The sequence below is a fragment of the Aldersonia kunmingensis genome (assembly GCF_001646865.1).
Classification (GTDB): domain Bacteria; phylum Actinomycetota; class Actinomycetes; order Mycobacteriales; family Mycobacteriaceae; genus Aldersonia; species Aldersonia kunmingensis.
This window is the reverse complement of sequence record NZ_LRRB01000240.1, coordinates 1-7065: the sequence shown is the minus strand read 5'-3', so window position 1 is coordinate 7065 and position 7065 is coordinate 1. Positions and strand designations below refer to the sequence as shown.

The following is a 7065-nucleotide window of genomic DNA, read 5'->3' as shown; positions in this document are numbered from 1 at the left end:
GGCGTTCAGGTGCCGACGCAGGACAAGGTCAACGGCGCCGAGGTGGTCGAGGTGACCCCGGGCGGTCCCGCGGACCAGGCCGGAATCCGCAAGGGAATGGTGATCACCAAGGTCGACGATCGTGTCATCGACGCCGGTGACGCGCTGATTGCGGCCGTGCGTTCGTACGCGCCGGGCGACAAGGTGCAGATCACCTATACCGATGGGAACGGTGCCAATCCACAGACGACATCCGTCACCCTGGCGGCGGCGCCGGACGGCGGCCGCTGATGCGGCTCGGGGGGAAGCGCGCGGTGCTGCGGGGGATTCCCGGACAGGGCGACGCGTTGTCGCAGTGGACCACTACGGTTAGCACCATGGAGATCGAGAAGCCGGTTGCCGGGCGTGCGCTCGTTATCATCGTCGATGATCGAACTGCTCACGGAGACGGGGTCGATTCCACCGGACCCCTGGTCACCGAACTGCTCAACGAGGCCGATTTCATTGTCGACGCAACGGTTCTGGTCGCCGCCGACGAGGTGGAGATCCGTAACGCGCTCAACACCGCGGTGATCGGTGGCGTGGATCTGGTGATCACCGTCGGCGGGACGGGAGTCTCGCCGCGCGATGTGACGCCTGATGCGACCGAAGATGTGCTCGACCGGGGATTGCCCGGTATCAGCGAGGCCCTGCGTTCGTCCGGGTTGGCCGCCGGCGCACCCGACGCGGGGCTGTCCCGCGGACTGGCCGGGGTCTCCGGCAGCACGCTGGTGGTCAACCTCGCCGGTTCGCGCGCCGCGGTGCGCGACGGCATGGCGACGTTGACTCCGTTGGCCACCCATGTAATTGATCATTTGTCCGGATTGGAAGACTGATCATCGGTAGCCATTCCGACAGCGATTTCGACGGCCTCGGCGAGGACGATCGCGAGCGTTCTACGGCCACACCGCCGCGGAGCACGAAGCGTTCGCCCGCCGAGGCCGCTCGCCTTTCACGCATTTTCGGAGACGTTCTACCCGAGACAACAAGCGACGAGCGCGACACCGGCGGCTCCGGCGAATTCCCGTCGGGCAGCGGGAGTTCCGGGAATTCTCGAGAGGAATGGTTGCGTTCGGAAGTACCCCCTCATCACGGCTGACCTCGCTAATTCGCTGTTCGAAGCAAATCGTTCACCGGGCATGTCGCGCGGGCATATTGTGAGCTAGATCACAAGATCGCCCCTGTCGCGTTCGCGTTGCCGGGGCGTATGGGGACAGTTAGTGTTCCGATCGAGTCGTACTGGAACACGGGTCTGCGGGCGAAGTTGCGCATGAGCACTACCGCGATTGCGCAATCCATATCGATTGGGTTTTTCGATGGTTAGCGACGAGTTAACACGATAGGTAACGCGCCGGAAACGTAGCGGCGCGAAACTTCGCTGGGCCCAACGGGACCACTCACTCCGTTTCGATGGTCGGCTCGAGAAAAGTTGGACACGTGATGATGAGGGGAATTATGAGCGAGAACCGCAACCCCGGCCTTCGCCGAGGCGCCAAGGTCGCCGGAGTGGCTGCAGCAGCCGCACTGGCGGTCGGGCTGTTTTCACCCGGCGCCGCGAACGCGGATGTGTTTGTGCCGCTGCCGGACGGCCAGAAGGCCGGATTTGGATACACAATGGGCCTGGTGGGCTCCTCGGCGATCGTCTCCCCGTCGCTGGCTTCGAACGGCGCGGGCCGGGTGGTGTGGGTTTCCGGCAAGGCGTTTGCCGATGTCACCGTCACCCCCGAGGGTGACCCCGGACCGAACAACGGCCCGGAGAACGATGACGCCGAGAACAGCGGCACCAATAACTCGTCGACCCACGGCGCCTCGCAGATCAATACCGGCTTCATCGTTGGCTGCCAGGTCGATGTCGGCGGCATCAGCCTCGGCGGCGGCATCGGCGGCGGACTCGACTCGGGCGACGGGGTGCTCGGCGCACTCAGCGGCAGCATCTCGCTCGGTATCGGCCCCGGCGAGGTGAAGTTTGTCAGCATCGACGACAAGGACATCACCAAGCCCGGCCGCTACGCGATCGACTACCAGGACGTCCAGATGGAGATCCAGGGTTGCGGCGGCTTCGCGCAGGCGCGGTCGTACACGAACATCGAGATCATCGGCGATAACTACATCAAGGCCACCCTTTACGGCCAGCCTTTCAGCATCGGCTGATCCCGACTCGACCACCAACCCTCGCTTAGCGAACTCACACCAAGGACAAACATGAACAGCATGCTCAAGAACGGTGTGCGGCTGGCCGGTGTCGGAGCTGTCACTGCCATCGCACTCGGTTTCTTCTCGGCCGGCGCCGCCAACGCCGATACCTTCGTCCCGCTGCCGGACGGTCAAATCATTCGCACCCTCGATGACGGCACCGTCGTCACGGTCAAGCGAGTCGGCGAGTCGGCGCTGATCAGCCCCTCGCTGGGCGCCACCCCGTTGCACCGCAATGTCTGGACCTCGGGCACCGCGATCGTGGAAACCAGCATCGAGGCCGACAGCAGCATCGAGCCGGGTTACATCGTCGGCTGCCAGATCAACTTCGGCGGCGCCGACTTCGGCCTCGGCGGCGGAATCGAAGGCAACACCGGCACCGACGGAGGTGGAGGCGGTGCAGCTGCCGCGGTTGATACGACCGGTGACTTCCACTTCGGTCCGGGCCAGGCCGTCAACTACCCGATCCTCGATCTCGAGTCGCCTGATGATTACGGCGATGAGGGCCACGACGCCGACAACGGGTTCAGCGGAACCAGTGGCTCGGTGAACTGGTCGGACATGACCTTCGGGGTGACCGGCTGCGCCGGCTACGCCCAGGCGCGCTCGTACGTCACGGCCTACGTGGCCACGGATAACGTGAGCTCCACGGTCACCCTGTGGGGCCAGCCCTTCTCGATCGGCTGATCACTCCATAACGAAGAGCGGCGGACGGGCATTGCCCGTCCGCCGCTCTTGTGTTTCCTGGGTCAGACTTTGGGGCCCGGGCTCGAACCATCTACTGCCTCAGGTGATTTGGGTCCACCGGCGAGGAGGTCGCGAATCTGGATGAGGACGTCGGTATCGCTGAGTTCCTCCTCCTCGGCGGCGATGAAGCGCTTCTTCGCCGTGGTCACCGGCAATACGATGACAAAGTAGAGCACCACGGCGATGATGACGAAGTTGATAGCAGCGGTGATGATCGCGCCGATATTGACGAATGTCTCTGGGCTGTCGGTGATTTGGAAGCCAAAACCCATATCGTTGGAACCGCCGAGAGTGGCGATGATCGGGTTGATGAAGTTGATACTGAACGCGGTAATGATCGCGGTGAACGCGGTGCCCATGACAACGGCGACCGCAAGGTCGACGACATTGCCCCGCATGATGAAGTCCCTGAAACCCTTCAGCATTCTGGTCTCCGATCGGTTGGATGTCTCGTGCTAGGGGTCTGGCCCGATGCTAAACCGGGTCGGCGCGGTCCGGGAGGTGTAGAGCCAAGGGGTCTGAGGCCGCGCAGCCGGCACGACCGTCAGTGAAAGACCACTGTGAGCGCGCTGGACAACGAGGCCGCCGCGACGGAGGCGGCCTGTTCGGCGGGCAGTGCGACCATCACGATGCGTTCGGCGTCGCGGCCACCACCGGTGTCGGATACCAACACCACGGCGGCGTCGCGGGCGAGTGTTCGCGCGGCCGTTTCGCCGTCGTCCCGGTCGTCGCTCGGTCCGTCTGATTCGGTAGCGGTGACGACGTCCACGCGATCCCCCTCGCGCAATAGCTCGGCGACACCGCGATCGGCGAGACGAATCGGGACAATCCGGGCATCGGAGGTTCCGCCGGACAGTTCGGCCAGTCGTGCGCCGAGCACGCGGACATCAGTAATCGGTTCGCCGGCCCTGGCGGCTCCGGCGAGTGTCCGTCCCACTGCGGAATCGGGTGTACGCAGCACCCCATCGGGGAGCGACCCGGCATCGAGCTCGATAATGCGGACATCGTCGGGCCCTAATAGCTGCCCGGATGGCAGGTCGTGTGCGGCCACCACGATGTCGACCCCGCGTTTATCGGGATCACCACGGAACGCCACCGCGACGGCGAGCAGCGCGAGCGCAGCGGCGAGGATGCGGCGGGCGAGAACGGTATGTGCCCAGCCGGGATGAATCAGGCCGGCGAGCCGGTCGAATGGTGTGGGTGCCAGCCGGTTGCGGGATGGTCGCGGTACGCCCATGTGGACAAGCTAGGGCGAGATAGCGTCACCGTGCGGCGTCCGATGGAGGTTGTGGACAACTAATTGGTTGTCCACAAATGGGCCGGGCGTCTTGCGCTCGGCCGAAGATCAGCTCGCGGCGGCGGCGGCTGGTGCGGCCGAAGACGTGCTCGACGACTCGCTCTTGGTCGAGGGCGACGACGAGCTGCTGGAATCCGAAGAGGAACTCGACGCGGACTCGCTCGCGGTTGAACCGGAGCGGCTGTCGGTGCGGTAGAAGCCGCTGCCCTTGAATACGATGCCCACCGAGTTGAACAGCTTGCGGAGCTTGCCCGAGCACTCGTTGCACTCGGTCAAGGAGTCTTCGCTGAACGACTGCACGATGTCGAAGCGGTTGTCGCATTCGGTGCAGGCATACGAATAGGTTGGCACTTCATCCTCCGCAGTTATTTCGCCGCAAGTGTTAGCACTCTACCGTCTACAGTGCCAACTTGGCGAATGCGTCAACTATTCCCTGCCCAGCTGGACCAGTCCGTACCCCGGCGTCAAAGCCCATCCGACCTTCTTGTCGTGGGGTTCGGAGGGCAGTTGCGTGACCAGTTCATGGTCGAAAACGACGGCCACGATCCGCGCGTCCGGCGCTGCCAATCCAAGGGTGCGGTCGTAGAAACCCGCACCCCGGCCAAGCCGCACCCCGTCGCGATCCACGGCTAGCGCGGGCACCAGCAGCCAGGTCGCCGTTGCCACGACCTCCGGCGGCAGGGCGGGGCCGGAGGGTTCCCGCAGTCCGAACGGTGCGCTGACAAGTTGCTCGTCGCCGGTGAACTCCGCCCAGTTCATCGGGCCCGCCTCGCGGGCCACCGGCAGCAGCACCCGTGCGCCGGCGGCGGTCAGTGCCGCGAGCAGCGATGTCGAACCGGGTTCGCGTCGGGTCGGCACGTACGCGCACACGGTCCGGTCGCGCACCGGCAGGGCACCGGCATGCCGTGCCAGCGCTTCATCGGCGGCAACCTTTCCCTTCGCCGAGATGGCAGCGCGAGCGGCGAGGATGCGGTCGCGCACGTCACGTTTGGCGGAAGGGTCCGCGGGCAAGTTCACTTGAACAACCCTAGCTCTTGCCGGCGTCCTCCCACGGTGTCGACGGCGCACTGCCAGGGACCGCCACTTTGGACAGATAAGGTGTGGCCATGACAGCTGCGGAGAAGTCCCCCGACGCCTGCTTCAGGACGGCGGTGGTGCCTGCCGCGGGCCTCGGGACACGCTTCCTCCCTGCGACGAAGACGGTCCCCAAGGAACTGCTGCCGGTAGTCGACACTCCCGGCATCGAGCTCGTTGCAGGCGAGGCCGCCGATTCGGGCGCCCGTCGGCTGGTCATCGTCACCTCGCCCGGCAAGGACGGCGTCGTCGCGCACTTCGTCGAAGACCTCGTGCTCGAACACAAGCTCGAGGAACGCGGCAAGTTTCAGTTGCTCGAAAAGGTGCGCCGAGCGCCCGGTCTCCTCGATGTCACCTCGGTCGTCCAGGACGAGCCGAAGGGCCTCGGACATGCCGTCGCACAGGCCGAGCGGGTGCTCGATGACGACGAGGATGCGATTGCTGTCCTGTTGCCGGACGACCTCGTGCTTCCCCGCGGGGTGCTCGATGTGATGTGCCGGGTGCGCCGTAAGCGCGGCGGCAGCGTGCTGTGCGCCATCGACGTCCCGAAGGACCAGGTCAGCTCCTACGGAGTTTTCGAGGTGGAGGCCGTACCGGATGCGGTGAACCCGAACGTGCTCAAGGTCAACGGCATGGTGGAGAAGCCGGCGATGGAGGACGCGCCGTCGACGTTCGCTGCGGCCGGTCGCTACATCCTCGACCGTGCGGTCTTCGACGCGCTTCGCCGCATCGAACCGGGCGCCGGGGGAGAACTCCAGCTCACCGATGCGATCTCGCTGATGATCGCCGAGGGCCACCCGGTGCATGTCGTGGTGCATCGCGGCGCCCGCCACGACCTCGGAAATCCCGGCGGATACTTGCGCGCCGCGGTCGACATCGCGTTGGACAGCGACGAATACGGTCCCGCACTGCGAGAATGGCTCGAGCAGCGGCTCAGCCCCGATTGGGCGCCGCAGCTGACGCAATACGAGTAAAGCGCCGCATCTTCCACTTTGTGAACGGAAGATTTGTTGCGTTGAACGGAGTGAACGCTTCCGTTCACTCCGGATAGGCGGGTGCGAACGTGGCATCCGGTGCCTGCGGCGCGGGGGTGCGCCGCCGGACGGGAAGGGAGACATGCGCTCGGTCGAGGAGCAACAGGCGTTGGTCACCGCGGCGGCTGTCGCGCCGCGACCCGTGCGCGTCGCCATCTCGGAGGCGCAGGGCCTGCTCTGTGCTGAGGAGGTCGTCACCGAGCGGCCGTTGCCCGGATTCGATCAGGCCGCGATCGACGGGTACGCCGTGCGCAGCGTCGACGTCGCCCCGGCGGGGACCGATATCCGCGGTGAGGAAGGCGAGCCCGCCGAGCTGATGCTGCCGGTCGTCGGGGAGGTGTCGGCTGGTTCCCGGCAACCGATCCGCCTCCAGCCGCGCCAGACCGTTCGGGTCGACACCGGTGCGCCCATGCCCACCCTGGCCGACGCGGTGCTGCCGGTCGATCGCACGGACGGTGGGCGCGCGCGGATCAAGGTCTACAAGCCGGTGCGCTCAGGTGATTTCGTGCGCCGCGTCGGCGACGATGTGCAGCCCGGCGATGTGGCGGTGCGATCGGGAACGATCATCGGCGCCGCGCAGGTCGGCCTGCTCGCTGCGGTCGGTCGCGACAAAGTGCTGGTGCATCCGCGGCCCCGGCTGTCGGTGATCTCGATCGGCAGCGAGCTCGTCGACATCGATCGCACGCCAGGTGCCGGCCAGGT

10 protein-coding genes are annotated in these 7065 nt (G+C 65.7%); 6 read left to right on the top strand and 4 right to left on the bottom strand.

Annotated elements, in window-relative coordinates; genetic code table 11:
- The 4 genes from A8G08_RS18880 to A8G08_RS18865 all read left to right on the top strand — a co-directional run.
- Window positions 1-270, top strand: a 270-nt coding sequence (locus tag A8G08_RS18880; protein ID WP_157108656.1) for a PDZ domain-containing protein, incomplete at its 5' end; no start/stop codon positions are given.
- An 86-nt stretch (window positions 271-356) separates the two neighbouring features.
- Window positions 357-854 (top strand): MogA/MoaB family molybdenum cofactor biosynthesis protein, encoded by a 498-nt coding sequence (locus tag A8G08_RS18875; RefSeq protein WP_068277583.1) that lies wholly within the window; start codon window positions 357-359, stop codon window positions 852-854.
- A gap of 619 nt (window positions 855-1473) precedes the next feature.
- Window positions 1474-2169 (top strand): MspA family porin, encoded by a 696-nt coding sequence (locus A8G08_RS18870; protein ID WP_068277580.1) that lies wholly within the window; start codon window positions 1474-1476, stop codon window positions 2167-2169.
- Window positions 2170-2220: 51 nt separating this feature from the next.
- Window positions 2221-2898: an MspA family porin gene (locus A8G08_RS18865; protein WP_068277573.1), complete on the top strand. Its 678-nt coding sequence runs from the start codon at window positions 2221-2223 to the stop codon at window positions 2896-2898.
- A gap of 62 nt (window positions 2899-2960) precedes the next feature.
- Here A8G08_RS18865 and mscL read toward each other — a convergent pair whose 3' ends face one another.
- From mscL to A8G08_RS18850, 4 genes are all read right to left on the bottom strand, one after another.
- On the bottom strand, window positions 2961-3383 hold the full coding sequence (gene mscL / locus A8G08_RS18860; RefSeq protein WP_068277570.1) for a large conductance mechanosensitive channel protein MscL: 423 nt from the start codon (window positions 3381-3383) through the stop codon (window positions 2961-2963).
- A 119-nt stretch (window positions 3384-3502) separates the two neighbouring features.
- A complete protein-coding gene (gene cpaB / locus A8G08_RS18855) occupies window positions 3503-4195 on the bottom strand; it encodes a Flp pilus assembly protein CpaB (RefSeq protein ID WP_068277568.1) in 693 nt (230 codons plus the stop codon).
- Window positions 4196-4303: 108 nt separating this feature from the next.
- Entirely contained in the window at window positions 4304-4606 is a 303-nt protein-coding gene (locus A8G08_RS26805; RefSeq protein ID WP_084436525.1) for an FmdB family zinc ribbon protein, read from the bottom strand.
- Between the two features lie 75 nt (window positions 4607-4681).
- Window positions 4682-5272: a 5-formyltetrahydrofolate cyclo-ligase gene (locus tag A8G08_RS18850; protein ID WP_245672900.1), complete on the bottom strand. Its 591-nt coding sequence runs from the start codon at window positions 5270-5272 to the stop codon at window positions 4682-4684.
- Window positions 5273-5361: 89 nt separating this feature from the next.
- On the opposite strand from A8G08_RS18850, the gene A8G08_RS18845 reads away from it, so the two are divergent.
- Both A8G08_RS18845 and A8G08_RS18840 read left to right on the top strand, forming a co-directional pair.
- A complete protein-coding gene (locus tag A8G08_RS18845; protein ID WP_068277566.1) occupies window positions 5362-6303 on the top strand; it encodes a UTP--glucose-1-phosphate uridylyltransferase in 942 nt (313 codons plus the stop codon).
- 142 nt (window positions 6304-6445) lie between these two features.
- The coding region (locus tag A8G08_RS18840; protein ID WP_342669673.1) for a MoeA family protein at window positions 6446-7065 on the top strand (620 nt) is incomplete at its 3' end.